Annotated in this window: 16 protein-coding genes; 11 read left to right on the forward strand and 5 right to left on the reverse strand. The window is 60.4% G+C overall.

Features of this window, described 5'->3' with window-relative positions; genetic code table 11:
• Positions 1–73 precede the first annotated feature (73 nt).
• The 6 genes from LW136_RS12505 to LW136_RS12530 all read left to right on the forward strand — a co-directional run bounded on the left by LW136_RS12505 (position 74) and on the right by LW136_RS12530 (position 5,431).
• Positions 74–1,390, forward strand: a complete 1,317-nt coding sequence (locus tag LW136_RS12505; RefSeq protein ID WP_234173025.1) for a leucine-rich repeat-containing protein kinase family protein — start codon at positions 74–76, stop codon at positions 1,388–1,390.
• A gap of 24 nt (positions 1,391–1,414) precedes the next feature.
• The gene (locus LW136_RS12510) at positions 1,415–1,864 is read left to right on the forward strand and encodes a 3-phosphoshikimate 1-carboxyvinyltransferase (protein WP_234173026.1); all 450 of its coding nucleotides are present in this window, start codon (positions 1,415–1,417) and stop codon (positions 1,862–1,864) included.
• Between the two features lie 166 nt (positions 1,865–2,030).
• Positions 2,031–2,561: an Hsp20/alpha crystallin family protein gene (locus tag LW136_RS12515; RefSeq protein WP_234173027.1), complete on the forward strand. Its 531-nt coding sequence runs from the start codon at positions 2,031–2,033 to the stop codon at positions 2,559–2,561.
• A 166-nt stretch (positions 2,562–2,727) separates the two neighbouring features.
• Positions 2,728–2,943, forward strand: coding sequence for a DUF2970 domain-containing protein (locus LW136_RS12520; RefSeq protein WP_023445301.1), 216 nt, complete (start codon positions 2,728–2,730; stop codon positions 2,941–2,943).
• 345 nt (positions 2,944–3,288) lie between these two features.
• The gene (locus tag LW136_RS12525) at positions 3,289–4,947 is read left to right on the forward strand and encodes a nitrite/sulfite reductase (protein ID WP_023445300.1); all 1,659 of its coding nucleotides are present in this window, start codon (positions 3,289–3,291) and stop codon (positions 4,945–4,947) included.
• A complete protein-coding gene (locus tag LW136_RS12530; protein WP_003279803.1) occupies positions 4,931–5,431 on the forward strand; it encodes a DUF934 domain-containing protein in 501 nt (166 codons plus the stop codon). The genes LW136_RS12525 and LW136_RS12530 overlap by 17 nt, the downstream gene beginning before the upstream one ends.
• Before the next feature lie 269 nt (positions 5,432–5,700).
• Here LW136_RS12530 and LW136_RS12535 read toward each other — a convergent pair whose 3' ends face one another.
• Complete coding sequence (locus LW136_RS12535; RefSeq protein WP_234173028.1) at positions 5,701–6,693, reverse strand: YhdH/YhfP family quinone oxidoreductase; 993 nt, start codon at positions 6,691–6,693, stop codon at positions 5,701–5,703.
• Positions 6,694–6,706: 13 nt separating this feature from the next.
• A complete protein-coding gene (sohB, locus tag LW136_RS12540; protein ID WP_230357445.1) occupies positions 6,707–7,729 on the reverse strand; it encodes a protease SohB in 1,023 nt (340 codons plus the stop codon).
• 179 nt (positions 7,730–7,908) lie between these two features.
• On the opposite strand from sohB, the gene LW136_RS12545 reads away from it, so the two are divergent.
• From LW136_RS12545 to LW136_RS12560, 4 genes are all read left to right on the forward strand, one after another.
• Entirely contained in the window at positions 7,909–8,607 is a 699-nt protein-coding gene (locus LW136_RS12545; protein WP_230357447.1) for a histidine phosphatase family protein, read from the forward strand.
• Between the two features lie 59 nt (positions 8,608–8,666).
• On the forward strand, positions 8,667–8,981 hold the full coding sequence (locus LW136_RS12550; protein ID WP_014820131.1) for an SCP2 sterol-binding domain-containing protein: 315 nt from the start codon (positions 8,667–8,669) through the stop codon (positions 8,979–8,981).
• A 207-nt stretch (positions 8,982–9,188) separates the two neighbouring features.
• Entirely contained in the window at positions 9,189–10,256 is a 1,068-nt protein-coding gene (locus LW136_RS12555; RefSeq protein ID WP_014820130.1) for a phosphotransferase family protein, read from the forward strand.
• Positions 10,257–10,311: 55 nt separating this feature from the next.
• Positions 10,312–11,079 carry an SDR family oxidoreductase gene (locus LW136_RS12560; protein ID WP_023445295.1) on the forward strand — a complete coding sequence of 256 codons (768 nt, stop codon included), beginning with the start codon at positions 10,312–10,314 and terminating at the stop codon, positions 11,077–11,079.
• A 55-nt stretch (positions 11,080–11,134) separates the two neighbouring features.
• On the opposite strand, the gene LW136_RS12565 is transcribed toward LW136_RS12560, so the two are convergent.
• On the reverse strand, positions 11,135–11,782 hold the full coding sequence (locus LW136_RS12565; RefSeq protein ID WP_234173029.1) for a hypothetical protein: 648 nt from the start codon (positions 11,780–11,782) through the stop codon (positions 11,135–11,137).
• 194 nt (positions 11,783–11,976) lie between these two features.
• Here LW136_RS12565 and LW136_RS12570 point away from each other — a divergent pair, with 194 nt between their 5' ends.
• Complete coding sequence (locus LW136_RS12570) at positions 11,977–12,762, forward strand: TSUP family transporter (protein ID WP_234173030.1); 786 nt, start codon at positions 11,977–11,979, stop codon at positions 12,760–12,762.
• On the opposite strand, the gene nudC is transcribed toward LW136_RS12570, so the two are convergent.
• The gene (nudC, locus tag LW136_RS12575) at positions 12,730–13,560 is read right to left on the reverse strand and encodes an NAD(+) diphosphatase (RefSeq protein WP_234173031.1); all 831 of its coding nucleotides are present in this window, start codon (positions 13,558–13,560) and stop codon (positions 12,730–12,732) included. The genes LW136_RS12570 and nudC overlap by 33 nt on opposite strands.
• Complete coding sequence (locus LW136_RS12580) at positions 13,560–15,242, reverse strand: FimL-related protein (protein ID WP_045666311.1); 1,683 nt, start codon at positions 15,240–15,242, stop codon at positions 13,560–13,562. Before LW136_RS12580 ends, nudC begins: the two co-directional genes overlap by 1 nt.
• Between the last annotated feature and the right edge of the window lie 20 nt (positions 15,243–15,262).

Genomic DNA, 15,262 nt, shown 5'->3' on the forward strand with positions numbered 1-15,262 from the left:
GCCCCCGTCACTGTCCCAGCGCAATACCCACGCCGCCCACACCGCACATCTGAGCAAGGAAAGCGCAAGCCGCATGCACACATTGGAACAACTGGAACGTGGCGAGCTGGCCGGAATCCGCCGCCTCGATCTCTCGGCCGACCTGCAGAGCTTCCCGGAGGCGATCTTCGCTCTCGCCGATACGCTGGAAGTGCTGAATCTCTCCGGTAACCGACTCGACAGCCTGCCTTCCGACCTCTCCCGCCTGAGCAAGCTGCGCATTCTGTTCTGCTCGGACAACCTCTTCACCGAGGTGCCGGACTGCCTCGGCGACTGCGAGCAGTTGGAGATGATCGGCTTCAAGGCCAATCAGATTCGCCATCTGCCCGCCGCCGCGTTGCCATCGGCGTTGCGCTGGCTGATCCTCACTGACAACCAGCTGCAGGCGTTGCCTGACGAGATCGGCAACTGCCGACGCCTGCAAAAACTGATGCTCGCTGGCAACCAGCTGTCTTCACTGCCGGATTCGCTGGCCAATTGCGTCAATCTCGAACTGCTGCGCATCGCCGCCAACCGCCTGCCAGCGCTGCCCGACTGGCTGCTGACACTGCCGCGACTCAGCTGGCTGGCCGCTGCCGGCAACCCCTTCAGCGACGCCAGCGAAGCGATGAGCCTCGCTCGTCATTCGCTACCGGCGATTCCGCGCGAACAGGTCGTCCTGCACGAGCAACTGGGCCAGGGTGCGTCGGGCATCATCTACCGTGCCGCATGGCAGCCGAGCGGACAGTCGCCCAAGCAAATGGCCGCCAAGCTGTTCAAGGGCCATGTCACCAGCGACGGCCTGCCCCACAGCGAGATGGCAGCCTGCGTATCCGCTGGCGCCCATCCAAATCTGATCGATGTTGCCGGGCCGCTGGCTGATCAGCCGGGCCAAACGCCGGGCCTGCTGATGGATCTGGTCGAGCCGGCCTTCCAGCCACTGGCTGGTCCGCCGTCGCTGGTCAGTTGCACACGCGATTGCTACGCCGAGGATCGAACCTTTACCGTGGAGCAGGCGCTGCGGATTGCCCGTGGCACCGCCTCGGCGGTCGCTCACCTGCATCAGCGCGGCATCCTGCATGGCGATCTGTACGCCCATAATCTGCTGGTCGACCCAACGGGCGAATGCCTGCTCAGCGATTTCGGCGCTGCCTCGTTCTTCGAGCCGGAGAGTGCCACTGGCCAAGCGCTGCAACGCATCGAATCGCGCGCTTTCGGTTGTCTGCTGGAAGAGTTGCGGCAACGCTGCCCAGACCTCGAAAACGATTCGCATCGGCACACGCTGTTCGAGCTACAGAATCAGTGCATGTCAGAGCAGCCAGAAGGCCGTCCAAACTTCAGTCAGTTGCACACCACTCTCGCCGCGCTCTGACGCGCTTTCCGGAGCGACCCAGCAATGAACTCACCCAAAGCAGACGAAGAACATACGCCCTACCCTAAACCCTACTCGGATGCGGCGGTCGATCAGGACCCGTTCATCCGTGGTTTGAAACAGCGCCTGCCCGAGCACTTGCGTGAATCCTTCAGCGAAGCGCAGCTCGATGCCCTGCGTGGGGTGTTCGGCGCACGGTCATGGGTCAAGCACCGCGTCGACCTGCGCGGTACGGTGAAGGTGTGGCGCGACCGCTATTACTTCGCGATCGTCGCCGGCCGCAACAAACGTAACCTGACGCGTCCCCAGCAAAATCTCTCGCTGATGGCCAAGGCTGCATTGGCAACCTTGTTCCTGCTGTTTTCTGCATTGGTAGGGCTGTTGATCCTGTACGTATTCAAGTCAGCGCTGGGGATCAACCTTTTCCCAGGCTTCTCGCTAGGGCTTTGGGACTGGCTGAAGGAGAGCATCTGAGCGTCTCAAAAACGCTCCATCTGACCGTGCGCAGACCACAGCCCTGCACTACTCTAAATGACGCACAGATAGTGGGGTATTGGTTGATCCGCTTCAATCCGCAGTCCTGCAGCTGGCAGAGCAAAGTCTTGCTTTGAACTTCCCTAGCTAATGAGGAGCTTGCGAAATGAACGATGCTTCGAAAAAGCCTTCAGTCAGTACGAACGAGAAAAACATGCCTTCGGCGTCTCAGGAGCCCTGGCGTCCCTTCGACACCCTGCGCCGACAGGTGGATCGCCTCTTCGACGACTTTGAACGTCCCTGGCATCTGCCCTTCAGCCGCCATGGTCTGGAAACCCCGCCCCTGTGGCAGGGTGGCCCCAATCGGATGCCGGCGATGGACGTTGTAGAGAAGGAAAACTCGTTCGAGATCACAGCCGAACTGCCCGGACTGGATGAGAAGGATGTGGAGGTAAAGCTGGCTGGCAACAGCCTGATCATCAAGGGTGAAAAACGCCAGGATCATAAGGAGGAACGCGACGGCTACCACCTATCCGAAAGATCCTACGGCAGCTTCCAACGCAGTTTCGCGCTGCCCGAAGGCGTGGACCGCGACAAGATCGAAGCCACGTTCGGCAAGGGTGTATTGCGCCTGTCATTGCCCAAGCAGCCGGGCACCGCCGACAACACGAAGAAAATCTCCATCAAGGCGGAGTAATGCGACGGACCGGTTTGTAGTACAGCCGGTCCTGTATTTCAAAAATAGCCTGTGCGCTCGCCTCGCTCGGCTCTCTTTACCGCATCAAGTCTTTGCGCTGGCAATGCCTTTGTACGACTAGACTCTGGAGAAACCGCGATTGGAGGCAGTCATGTCCGAGACACCAATGAAAGACGACCAGGAAAAGACTCTGACGCTTCGCGAAATGCTGAGCAGCGTTCTGGCTGCGGCACTGGGCGTACAGAGCGGCAAGAACAGGGCCCGGGATTTCAGCCATGGAAAACCCAGCCACTTCATCATTCTCGGCGTGGGTTTCACCGTTCTGTTCGTGCTGGTGATCCTGGGGTTGGTGAAACTGGTGCTCTATCTGGTTGGGAGCTGAGCTTTTACTACTGATGGCTGACCCAGAAGATCGCGGTGCCCACCGCGAGCATGATCAGACTGAAGATAGCCGCGGCGTCCACCACACTGTCGCGCTGTTCGTTTCTCACGGAAGTTCTCCTCTAGCGGTTCGATGATATCGACAGCTTCTTTGAGGCAGTTAAGACCACTGTTGTGCGTTGCTCAAGGGCAGCGGGTTATAAGTCCATTTCGCTTGGTTTGGTTCTAAACATATTCCCAAACATCACTTTTGCGTATAACCACGAGCTGGTATCGTGCCACCCTCCCTTAATGGGTGCGCGGCCGTGCGCGCGAATGCTGTAGACAGCCTGAAAACAGGACATTTATGTACGTTTACGATCAGTACGACCAACACATCATCGAGGATCGGGTCCGGCAGTTCCGCGACCAGACTCGCCGCTTCCTGGCTGGCGAACTCGCTGATGAAGAATTCCGCCCGCTGCGTCTGCAGAATGGCCTGTACATCCAGCGCTACGCGCCGATGCTGCGCGTAGCCGTGCCTTACGGGCTACTGTCCTCCACCCAGGTACGCAAGCTGGCCGAGATCGCACGTCATTACGACAAGGGCTACGCACACATCAGTACCCGGACCAACGTGCAGTTCAATTGGCCCGAGCTGGAAGACGTGCCGGAAATTCTTGCCGAGCTGGCCACCGTGCAGATGCACGCCATCCAGACCAGCGGCAACTGCATCCGCAACACCACCACCGACCAGTTCGCCGGTGTCGCCAAGGACGAGCTGATCGATCCCCGCCCGTGGTGCGAGATCATTCGCCAGTGGTCGACCTTCCACCCCGAATTCGCCTTCCTGCCGCGCAAGTTCAAGATCGCCGTCAACGGCGCGGTCAGCGACCGGGCCGCCATCGAGGTGCACGATATCGGCCTGGAAGCGGTGAAGAACGAGGCCGGCGACCTGGGCTTCCGTGTTTCGGTCGGCGGCGGCCTCGGGCGGACCCCCATCGTCGGCAGCTTCATCAACGAATTTCTGCCTTGGCAGCACCTGTTGAGCTATCTCGACGCCATCCTGCGGGTCTATAACCGCTATGGACGTCGTGACAACAAGTTCAAGGCACGCATCAAGATTCTGGTCAAGGCGCTCACGCCAGAAGTGTTTGCCGAGCGCGTCGATGCCGAATGGGCGCACCTCAAGGACGGCCCGACGACGCTGACCGAAGCTGAAGTTCAGCGTGTCAGCAAGTTTTTCGTCGATCCGGAGTACAAAGCCCTGGAAGACCAGAGCGCTGCGCTCGCCCAGCTGGACGCAGAGCATCCGGGCTTTGCCCGCTGGCGCCAGCGCAACGTGGTCGCACACAAGAAGCCCGGCTACGCGGCAGTCACCCTCTCGCTGAAGAGCACTGGCGTGGCGCCCGGCGACGTCACCGACAAGCAGCTCGATGCCATCGCCGATCTGGCCGATCGCTACAGCTTCGGCGAGGTGCGCAACTCCCACGAGCAGAACATGATTCTGGCCGATGTCGAGCAGGCCAAGCTGTTCGAGCTTTGGCATGAACTGCGCGAATTGGGTCTGGCCACGCCGAACATCGGCCTGCTGACCGACATCATCTGCTGCCCTGGCGGCGACTTCTGCTCGCTGGCCAACGCCAAGTCGATCCCAATCGCCGAATCCATCCAGCGTCGCTTCGATAACCTCGACTACCTGTTCGACCTGGGCAACATCGACCTGAACATCTCAGGCTGCATGAACGCCTGCGGTCACCACCATGTCGGCCATATTGGCATTCTGGGCGTGGACAAGAAGGGCGCGGAGTTCTACCAGGTTTCGCTGGGCGGCAGTTCCGGCCGTGACGCGAGCCTCGGCCAGATCCTCGGCCCATCCTTCGCCCAGGACTCGATGCCAGATGTGATCGAAAAGATCATCAACGTTTACGTGGAGCAGCGTACCGAAGATGAACAGTTCATCGACACTTACCGCCGCATCGGCATTGATCCCTTCAAGGAGCGCGTCTATGCAGCGAATCATTAAGAACGATCAACTGGTCGATGAGACCTGGCACCTGCTGCCCAAGGAACAGACGCTCGACGACCTGTGCAACAGCGACGATCTGATCGTGCCGCTGCATCTCTGGCTGGACCATGCCCATGCGCTGAAAGCCCGCGACGGCGGCCTCGGGGTCTGGCTCGATGCCAACGAGCAGGTCGAGGACATCGCAGACGACCTTGCGCACTTCCAGGTCATCGCGCTGAATTTCCCCAGCTTCACCGACGGCCGCCACTACTCCAGTGCCCGCCTTTTGCGCGAGCGCTACGGCTACAAAGGCGAGATCCGCGCCATCGGCGATGTGCTGCGGGACCAGCTGTTCTACATGCGTCGCTGCGGCTTCGATGCGTTCGCCATTCGCGCCGATCGGGACCCGGTCGACGCGCTGGAAGGCTTGAAGGACTTTTCGGTGACCTATCAGGCCGCGGCCGACGATGAGCGCCCGCTGTTCCGCCGTCGCCAGGGTTGATACCAGCCCGGTCGATTGCGACAAATGAAAAGCCCGCCTATTGGCGGGCTTTTCATTGCTTCATTGATACATCCAGAAGTTGGGGTGTTCGACCGGCGTGGTGACTACATCGGCCTTTTTTCCGGCAGCGATCTGTTTGATCTTTTCGGCGAGCTTCTTCATGAAACATTTCCTCGGTTGCGATCAGGAGTGGCGCTAGATTCCGCCAATTAACGCTACCGAGGAAATTCATTGCCACTATCGCGGCGATAAGCCAGCACGTGTGGAATTCAGTCCACGCGGACCAGCACTCGACCCACCTGGCCGCCGGCCAGAATGCGCTCGATCGCCGTCGGTAACTCCTCCAGCCCGACCTCCTGCGAGAGGTCGTCCAGATTGGCCAGCTTCCACTGCAGCGATAGCTTGTCCCACATGGAAGCCTTGACTACCAGCGGGATCTCCACCGAATCAACACCCAGCAGATTCACGCCGCGAAGAATGAACGGCAGCACACTGGCCTGGAAATGCGTCCCGGCGGTAAGCCCGCAACAGGCCACGCTGGCACCTCGCTGTAGCGACTTCACCACGTTGAACAGGATGTCTCCGCCAACGGTGTCCACTGCCCCGCCCCATTGTTCCTTGAGCAACGCTTTCTCCACACCAGCCTGCAGTGCAGCGCGCTCGACGATCTGGCTAGCCCCCAGGCGAATAAGGAAGTCCGCCTGATCAGCCTTGCCCGTGACCGCCGCAACCTTGTAACCAAGACTGGCCAATAGAGCCACAGCTATGCTGCCAACGCCACCCGTCGCGCCGGTGACCAGCACGGGCGCTTCGCCTGGCTCAAGACCCGCCTGTTCCAGCTTGTCGACGCAGAGGGCCGCGGTCAGCCCGGCCGTGCCGAGGATCATTGCCTCGCGCAGCGAAAGCCCCTGCGGGCGCTTGATCACCCAGGCCGCCGGAACGCGGATGTACTGGCCGAAGCCACCGGCGGTGTTCATGCCCAGGTCGTAGCCCGTGACGATCACCTCATCGCCTTCGGCGAATTCACCGACGCTGGACGAAGCCACGACACCCGCGGCGTCGATGCCTGGCGTATGGGGAAATGAGCGGGTCACGCCGCGATTGCCGCTCGCCGATAGCGCATCCTTGAAGTTCAGCGAGGAGTAATGCACCCGAATGAGTACCTCACCGGCTGGCAGCTCGTCGGTAGTACGTTCGACGATACGGGTTTCGAAACGACCCTCGGTCGTCTCGCTGACTTGTAGTGCCTTGAAGCTGCTCATGCGGTTCCCCTTGTCATTGCCAAAAGCGTTGTTCGTTCAGCCGGCTCCAGCCTTTCAGCAAGCCGTGCTCCATAACCGTACTGGCCGCCATACCGAAGCGCTCGGGCAGGCTTTTCTTCTGTATGTAATGCAACTGGAACAGTTCCGCTTCCTGAGCGCGCTCGGCGAGATACTGATCACTGGTCTTGAGTTCGTCCGCCAGATGCTTGCCCAACGCGGCAATGCCCAGCCACACCTCTCCCGTCGCCACGTCATCTATCGACAGGTTCTGCCGGTAACGCGCGACGAAGTTCTTGAACAGCTCGTGGGTCGTCTCCAGGTCTTCCTGGAACTTCTCGCGGCCCTTCTCGGTGTTCTCGCCGAACACGGTCAACGTGCGCTTGTACTCGCCAGCGGTCAGCACTTCGAAATCGACATCGTGCTTCTTCAGCAGTCGATGCACATTCGGCAGCTGTGCCACCACGCCAATGGAACCGAGGATGGCGAACGGTGCGGTGAGGATGCGATTACCGATACAGGCCATCATGTAGCCGCCGCTGGCTGCGACCTTGTCGACACAGACGGTCAGAGGCACGCCGGCATCACGAATGCGCACCAGCTGCGAGGCAGCCAGGCCATAGCCATGGACCATGCCGCCACCACTTTCCAGGCGCAGCACAACCTCATCCTGCGGCGTCGCCATAGTCAGCAATGCGGTGATCTCATGGCGCAGGTTGTCTACTGCAGACGCGCGAATATCGCCATCGAAATCGAGAACGAAGACTCGAGCTGGAGACTCGGCCTTCCTGTTCTGCTTGGCCGCCTTCGCTTCGCGCTTGCGCAATGCCTTGAACGCGTCCTTCTCCATTACGGCCTGCTCCAGGCGCTCACGCATGGATTTGTAGAATTCGTTGAGCTTGTGCACCTCGAGGTGCCCACCACCCTGTTTGCTGCGTCCCCGCCGCATCGAAGCCAGCGCGATGAGCACGATCACGATCGCCACGACCAACGTGACGGTCTTTGCCAGGAAGCTGGCATAGTCGACAAGAAATTCCACGTATCCCCCTCGATGAGTTCCGGTCGCCGACAAACTACCTTCGGCGGCATGCCGCCAGCATACCGGCGGGCCTGTGGCGGAGCCAGCGTGAGCGATTCAAACAAACGTTCGAATTATCGTTGACACTCCTGAACGATGTCCCTACCCTCGCGAAAAACAGTGCCGGCCGGAGCAGCAGCATGGGCAGTATCTACCTGATCAGGCATGGTCAGGCGTCTTTCGGCGCAGAAAACTACGACGTGCTGTCCCCGCTGGGATATCGCCAGTCCGAAGCCTTGGGTGACTACCTGGCGCAACTCGATGTGTCTTTCGATAGATGCCTGAGCGGCGAGCTGGATCGCCAGCAGAATACCGCCCGCGCCACGCTGGCGAGACTAGGCGCTCAGCCTGAGCTTGAAGTCGATGCTGCCTTCAATGAGTTTCACGCCGATGCGGTTATTCGCGCGCATCTTCCCGACCTGCTCCAGGTGGAGCCGAATGCGATGCACATCCTGCGCAACGCCGCCGATCATCGTGCCGACTTTCAGCGCCTGTTCACCCATGTAGTGCATCGCTGGATATCCGGTGAACATGAGAAGGACGACCTGGAGAGCTGGCAGCACTTTCTCGACCGTGTACGTGGTGGCCTGGATCGCGTTCTCGATCAAGCCGGCAAACGCGACCGTATCGCCATCTTCACCTCCGGTGGAACTATCACCGCGCTGCTGCAACTGATCATAGGCGTGCCGCCGATCAAGGCGTTCGAGATGAACTGGCAGATCGTCAACACCTCGCTCAGCCTGTTGAAATTTCGTGATCGGGATGTCGCACTGGCTTCGTTCAACAGCCATGCGCACCTGCAACTCCTGAAGAATCCGGAGCTCGTCACCCATAGATGAGCCCAGCCCCAAGCGGCCAAAAGCTGCGTGTACCCATAACGACCAAAAAGGAAACCCTCATGAGCAACGTCGCCGAGACTTTCAAAGGCATGCAGTCGAAGTTCAACCCCAGCGCCGCTGCCGGCCTGGATCTGGTCTTCCAGTTCAACATCACTGATGCCGAAAACTACTACCTGGTGGTCAAGGATGGCACCTGCGATCTGCAGCAGGGCGATTCCAGCGACGCCAACGTCACTCTGATCATGGACAGCGAAACCATGCAGGGCATCGTTAGCGGCGAAACCGACGGCATGCAGGCCTTCATGGCCGGCAAGCTGCGCGCCGAAGGCGACATGATGCTGGCCATGAAGCTCAGCGAACTGTTCCCAGCCTGAGGCGAAAGCTGATTGCTGAGATGTAAAGGAACCGAAGTCTCAGACTTCGGTTTTTTTATGCCAGCGATTCATACGCGGACGAATCAGGGAGCTTGATTAACCAGCAACACTCCGGCCAATAACAGCGCGCATCGCTTGGTCTACGCAACCTCGAGCATTAGATTACTGAATCATCTTGGGCACCGAACATAAGTAGAAGGGATAACAATGGCGCTTACAGATCAAACCACCCGCGTCCGTGCAGGCGAGGAGTTGCCGGTCGATATCATCGACCAATACTTGAAGGCGCATATCCCTGGCCTGAACGGTACACCGCAGATTTCCCAGTTTCCCGGCGGCGCATCGAATCTGACCTACCTGCTGCAGTACCCCGATCGCGATCTGGTCTTGCGCCGCCCTCCCTTCGGACACAAAGCCAAATCAGCCCACGACATGGGCCGCGAATTTCGCATTCTCAATCAGCTCAACGAAGGCTTTCCCTACTGCCCGAAGGCGTACGTGTACTGCACCGATGATTCAGTGATAGGCGCGGAGTTCTACGTGATGGAGCGCGTCAACGGCATCATCCTGCGCTCGGAGCTGCCGCCGGAACTGAGCCTCGATGAAGGGCAGACCCGTGCCCTCTGCGAGAGCTTCATCGACAAGTTCGTCGACTTGCACAATGTCGACTATCAGGCCTGCGGCCTCGGCGACCTGGGCAAGCCGGAAGGCTACGTGAAGCGCCAAATCGAGGGTTGGAGCGAGCGCTACGAACGCGCCATCACTCCCGATGCGCCCGCCTGGGAGGCGGTGAAGGCCTGGCTGAAGGACAAGATGCCGGCGGATCACCCCAAGCCGGGAATCATTCACAACGACTACCGTTTCGACAACGTCATCCTCAACCCGGACAACCCGATGGAGATCATCGGCGTACTGGACTGGGAAATGACCACCATCGGCGATCCGCTGATGGATCTGGGCAATACGCTGGCCTACTGGATCGAAGCCGCTGATCCCCAGCCAATGCAGGCAATGCGTCGCCAACCGAGTCATCTGCCCGGCATGCATACCCGGCAGGGCTTCGTCGATTACTACGCGCAACGAGCCGGCATCGAGATTCCCTGCATCGATTTCTACTACACCTATGGCCTGTTTCGCCTGGCTGGAATCGTTCAGCAGATCTACTACCGCTTCTATCACGGTCAGACCCAGGACCAGCGTTTCGCCTCATTCATCCACATGAACAAGTTGCTCGAACACAAGGCGCTGCAAGTGATCGGGCAATCGACGCTCTGAAGCTATCCAAACCCTGTGGCACGCCACAGGACCGAACAAGAAAAGAGGAACGACCATGTCCAAGACAACCCTGTTCGACCTAGACGGCAAGATCGCCTTCGTTTCCGGCGCCAGCCGCGGTATCGGCGAAGCCATCGCCAAACTGCTCGCGCAGCAAGGCGCCCATGTGATCGTATCCAGCCGCAAGATCGAAGGCTGCCAAGCGGTAGCCGACGCGATCATCGCTGAAGGCGGCAAGGCCACCCCGGTCGCCTGTCACATCGGCGAGATGGAACAGATCCAGTCAGTGTTTGCCCAGATCCGCGAACAGTTCGGCCGCCTCGATATTCTGGTCAACAATGCGGCGACCAATCCCCAGTTCTGCCACGTGCTGGATACCGATGTTTCGGCCTTCCAGAAAACCGTCGACGTGAATATCCGCGGCTACTTCTACATGTCCATCGAAGCCGGCAAGCTGATGCGCGAACACGGCGGCGGCAGCATCATCAACGTCGCTTCCATCAACGGGGTAACGCCCGGCAACTTCCAGGGCATCTACTCGATCACCAAGGGCGCCGTGATCAACATGACCAAGGCCTTCGCCAAGGAATGCGCGCAGTTCGGTATTCGCTGCAATGCCCTGCTCCCAGGCCTGACCGATACCAAATTCGCCTCAGCGCTGGTCAAGAATGAGTCCATCCTGGAGATGGCACTGCAGCACATCCCGTTGAGCCGGGTCGCCCAGCCGAGCGAAATGGCCGGTGCGGTGCTCTACCTGGCCAGCGACGCGTCCAGCTACACCACCGGCGTGTCGCTGAACGTCGACGGTGGTTATCTGGCCTGATCGTTCGCCGCACAAAAAAGGGAGCCAAGCGGCTCCCTTTTTTGTCTGCCCACGCTTACCAGTTCTTCAGTGCCTCGGTCGCAGCGGCATTCACCGGTTTCGCCAGTAGCCCCGTAGGCGCCAGTTCCACGGCATAGACGGCCCCATCGGCGATCGGCATGTACTCGACACGCAGCACTTGCGGTTCTAGGAAGTGCAGATCGCGGCGCTCGAGCTGCAGCGCGTCCCATATATCCACGCCCAGAGGGTTCTCGCTCAGTACAACGCGACCATGGCGGGCGATGTTCTGTTGCTCCACGGCGAGATATCGTCCGGAAAGCCGCTCCAGTCGATACCCTGACTCCAGACCTATCAGCTCAGCCAGGCTCTTCCAGCGAAGCAGATGGAGATCGAGCTGCCATAGATCACCTTCCAGCATCACCGTTCGCGTCTCGTTGCCCTGTTCCAGGCTGACTTCGTAACGCTGCGGACCCTGGGCGTGGAAACTCACAGTGACCAGCGGCTTCTTGTCAGGCAGCGCAGCGTAGGTGCTGACGTCGTAGCCAATCAGGCCAATCAATCCGGCGAACAGCAGGACTAAAAAGCCGCAAGTCCCGCGCAACCATCCCATCAGCCAGTGCCCCCCCAGTAGCAAGCGCAGCGCGACCAGCAATACGATCACAGCCAGCAGTGCGACCACGATCGCAAGCCCGAGATATTGCATAACTATGCGTCCTTTCAATTGGGTGCAACATTATCCGCAGGAGCAATCAGAGCAGCCAGCATCTGCATGGGACGGCCATCACGCGCTGACACTATTGTCTATCAGGACGTGGATCTCGGTCATACGAGCAAGCTCTTTCGCCGACGTGGCCAGTCGCATTATCCTCCGCTGCCGTTCTGCCTATTGAGGCCCGCATGCCCTTCGCACTTGAGCTCGCGCTCGATCCTGCCACGTTGGTGATTCTGTTCGCCGTTGCCTTCACCGCCGGATTCATTGACGCCATCGCCGGGGGCGGCGGGTTGTTGACCATCCCTGCCCTGCTGACCGCCGGCCTACCACCGCATCTCGTGCTGGGCACCAACAAGCTGTGCGCCACATTCGGCTCGGCCACAGCCAGCTACACTTTCTATCGCCGCCGACTGTTCGAGCCGTGCCTGTGGCGACGAGCGCTCACAGGCACGGCGATCGGCGCTGCAGCAGGTGCAGTAGTCGCGCAGTTCATGCCGGCAAGCTGGCTTAACCAGCTATTGCCGTTGGTAGTGTCTGCCTGCGGGATCTACCTGCTGTTCAGCCATATGCCGGCCAAATCAGCCAGCGATACAGTGCTCATCGGCCGTAGACGCCAATGGCCACAGAGCCTTTCACTGGGCTTCTACGACGGCGTAGCCGGTCCGGGAACCGGCGCCTTCTGGACGGTCAGCAGCATGTTGCTTTACCCGCTCGACCTGCTGAGAGCGAGCGGCGTAGCGCGGACGATGAATTTCGTCAGCAATGCCATGGCGCTTGCAGTATTCATAATCGGCGGTCACGTCGCCTGGGTGCTGGGCATTGGGATGGGGCTGGCCTTGATGGCAGGCGCCTACTTCGGCGCGCGCACGGCGATCCGCGGTGGCTCGCGGTTCATCCGTCCGGTATTCATTCTGGTAGTACTGGCGATGAGTCTGCGGCTAGCCTGGCAACACTGGTTCGGGGTGGCCTAGCCGACGGGACAGATAAAGCTCGATCAGATAGCGGGCGATGGATTGGCGCGCGGGCAACGCCGGCAGGTTGTCGATGGCGAACCAACGGGCATCCTCGATTTCCTCGGGCTGCAGCACGATATCGCCACCGGCATATTCCGCGTGGAATCCGAGCATGAGGGAATGGGGAAACGGCCAGCCCTGGCTGGCGATGTACTGCGGCGCATGAATGGCCACACCGACTTCTTCTCTTACCTCGCGTGCGACGCACTGCTCCACCGACTCACCCGGCTCAACATAACCGGCCAGCGTGCTGTAGACACCAGGCGCGAAACGCGGTGAGCGCGCCAGCAACAGTTCGTCTCCACGGGTGACCAGGACGATCATGCTCGGTGAAAGCCGCGGGTAGTGCTGAACTCCACAGGCTGGACAGTACATGGCACGCTCACCGGCTCGCGCCTGCATGGGCGAGCCACAGCTGCCACAGAAACGATGCTGGCTGACCCAGGTACCGATCTGCGTGGCATAGCCGAGGAGCCGGAACAGATCGCGATCGTCCTCCTGCATGAACTGGCGCAGGCCCTGCCAGCGCGCGCCTGGTACATCGGCCGGAAAGTCCAGTTCGAAAAGAAACACCGGCTCTCCGTCGAAGTGCCCCAGACCCTGTTCGCTGAGCAGCGGCAAATCCAGGCGCTTGAGCCAGTCCCGCGGAAAGAGCGCACCGTTGCCATCGAGCAGAAACTGCTGTCGACAATGCACCACCGCCCAGCCTCCTGCCATCGAGGGATTGAGCAGCGCCGCCTGCCAGCGCAAGCTCATCAGGCGGCTACCGGCATGCCCAGCGCGCGCACGCTCTCGCTGGCCAGATCAAGCACGCTCACGCGCGAGTCGTCACGTCGCAATACCGCGCCACCTTCAAGGTAGTACTCCAGGCTGGTCAGCGCATCGGCCAGAGTTTCCAGCAGTTGCTCGGGGGGCATCTGGTTCGATTCGAGCATGTGCTTTTGAATGAAATCAGCGCAGGCGCCGATCAGGTCCGCCGCGCGCTCCTGCTCGAGGAAACGCAGACCGCCGCGCACGGCCTGCAGGCTGAACGGCACGTTGGCCAGGTGCAATTTCTCCCCGTTGGACTCGAGATAAGCGGTGATCGCCCGCTTGGCCAGTGCCAGGCCTGCGGTCGCCTCATCGATTACCACGATGCACGCTTCGGTGAGCTGGTGATTGGCAAAGGCTTCCGCTTCCATTCCGGGTCGGGCGACCTGAGGCTTGCTATCGCGTCGATCGCCGCGCTCAAGGCTGGCGACCATGCTCTCGACATACAGCACGGCATCGGCGAGACGCTGGATGACATGCGGTTCCGGCGCATGCTCCAGGCTCCAGCCAGACACGTCGCCCAGCTGCGCCTGCAGCGTGCTGGCCGCAGATGAAAGGCCAACCATGCCGAGGGTCTTGGCCATCTTCCCGAGCAGGTTATGCAGGTTCGAGTAGGCTTCCGCCTGGGCGGTACCTCGCTCGATCAGATCCAGCAGATCCTTCAGGCTCGCCAGTTCCTCACGGATCGCCGAGGACAGCGAACGCATGACGGCCTGGCCCGGGCCGGCCAGGCGCTGGGATTCATCTTCCAGCAGGTGGTCGGTGAACGGCAGCGAACCCAGCGAGAACACCTGACGGACCTGGCTGGCGATAGGCCCATGGGTGTCCGCCAGCGCGACGACGTATAGCAGCTCCTTGAGCAGGCTGCGTGGCGCCTCGTATGCAGGGTTGCCAATGACCTGCTTGAGTTCCCGGTCCAGACGGGAAAACAGCTGCTTGCGCGACTTGCGCGGCAATAGCTGGCCGTCCAGTTGCGATTCGACAGCGGCGCTGCCGATCCAGCACAGCCGACCTCCTGGCGACTCGACGAAGAGATGATCCAGCCGCGTCAAAGCGCGGCCCATGAGTTTCAGGCTGGCTGGCAGATTCTCTTCACGAATGAAGCCAAGCAACCCGACCTGATACATCTGACGCAGCCGCCGGGCCTCGGCAACTGGCGCGACTCCCGAACGAACCGGCACGTCCAACGCAGGACGGGCATGGTCGAGCCGGACGCTGAAAAAGAAACTTTCCGGCAACGGCGGCTGCGCGCACGCCTGGCGCAGCGCGTTGATGGCTGGAAGCAGCAGCTCGGGGATTTCCTGGCGGCTGGCATCGACGCTTTCCAGATAACGCCGCAGCACATAGAGCGCGTTGCTCAGCGCGGCGAGTTGCACGTCACGGTCCTCACCAGCGCCGACCGGGATGTCGGTAGCCAGCTGCAATATCTCCTGCGCCAGCAACTCGGCGCCGGTCAGCTCGATGAGGTTGAGCGTGCCGCGTACCTGCTTGAGGTTTTCCACCGCCTGCTGCAACAGGCCGCCGTTGTTGCGATCGATGATGAAATGCTCGAGGCTCTGCTCGGCTTCTTCCATGGTGGCGAACAGTTCGTCACGTACCAGACCGAGTGAAGTAGCTCCAGTAACCATGCCTAGTGCGCCTCCCGCGC

The organism is Stutzerimonas kunmingensis (genome assembly GCF_021432085.1).
Classification (GTDB): domain Bacteria; phylum Pseudomonadota; class Gammaproteobacteria; order Pseudomonadales; family Pseudomonadaceae; genus Stutzerimonas.

What these genes read in the sequence shown, in the direction of transcription:
- LW136_RS12505 (WP_234173025.1), top strand. Translation starts at nt 74, where the DNA reads ATGCACACATTGGAACAACTGGAACGTGGCGAGCTGGCCGGAATCCGC.
- LW136_RS12510 (WP_234173026.1), top strand. Translation starts at nt 1,415, where the DNA reads ATGAACTCACCCAAAGCAGACGAAGAACATACGCCCTACCCTAAACCC.
- LW136_RS12515 (WP_234173027.1), top strand. Translation starts at nt 2,031, where the DNA reads ATGAACGATGCTTCGAAAAAGCCTTCAGTCAGTACGAACGAGAAAAAC.
- LW136_RS12520 (WP_023445301.1), top strand. Translation starts at nt 2,728, where the DNA reads ATGAAAGACGACCAGGAAAAGACTCTGACGCTTCGCGAAATGCTGAGC.
- LW136_RS12525 (WP_023445300.1), top strand. Translation starts at nt 3,289, where the DNA reads ATGTACGTTTACGATCAGTACGACCAACACATCATCGAGGATCGGGTC.
- LW136_RS12530 (WP_003279803.1), top strand. Translation starts at nt 4,931, where the DNA reads ATGCAGCGAATCATTAAGAACGATCAACTGGTCGATGAGACCTGGCAC.
- LW136_RS12535 (WP_234173028.1), bottom strand. Translation starts at nt 6,693, where the DNA reads ATGAGCAGCTTCAAGGCACTACAAGTCAGCGAGACGACCGAGGGTCGT.
- LW136_RS12545 (WP_230357447.1), top strand. Translation starts at nt 7,909, where the DNA reads ATGGGCAGTATCTACCTGATCAGGCATGGTCAGGCGTCTTTCGGCGCA.
- LW136_RS12550 (WP_014820131.1), top strand. Translation starts at nt 8,667, where the DNA reads ATGAGCAACGTCGCCGAGACTTTCAAAGGCATGCAGTCGAAGTTCAAC.
- LW136_RS12555 (WP_014820130.1), top strand. Translation starts at nt 9,189, where the DNA reads ATGGCGCTTACAGATCAAACCACCCGCGTCCGTGCAGGCGAGGAGTTG.
- LW136_RS12560 (WP_023445295.1), top strand. Translation starts at nt 10,312, where the DNA reads ATGTCCAAGACAACCCTGTTCGACCTAGACGGCAAGATCGCCTTCGTT.
- LW136_RS12565 (WP_234173029.1), bottom strand. Translation starts at nt 11,782, where the DNA reads ATGCAATATCTCGGGCTTGCGATCGTGGTCGCACTGCTGGCTGTGATC.
- LW136_RS12570 (WP_234173030.1), top strand. Translation starts at nt 11,977, where the DNA reads ATGCCCTTCGCACTTGAGCTCGCGCTCGATCCTGCCACGTTGGTGATT.
- nudC (WP_234173031.1), bottom strand. Translation starts at nt 13,560, where the DNA reads ATGAGCTTGCGCTGGCAGGCGGCGCTGCTCAATCCCTCGATGGCAGGA.
- LW136_RS12580 (WP_045666311.1), bottom strand. Translation starts at nt 15,242, where the DNA reads ATGGTTACTGGAGCTACTTCACTCGGTCTGGTACGTGACGAACTGTTC.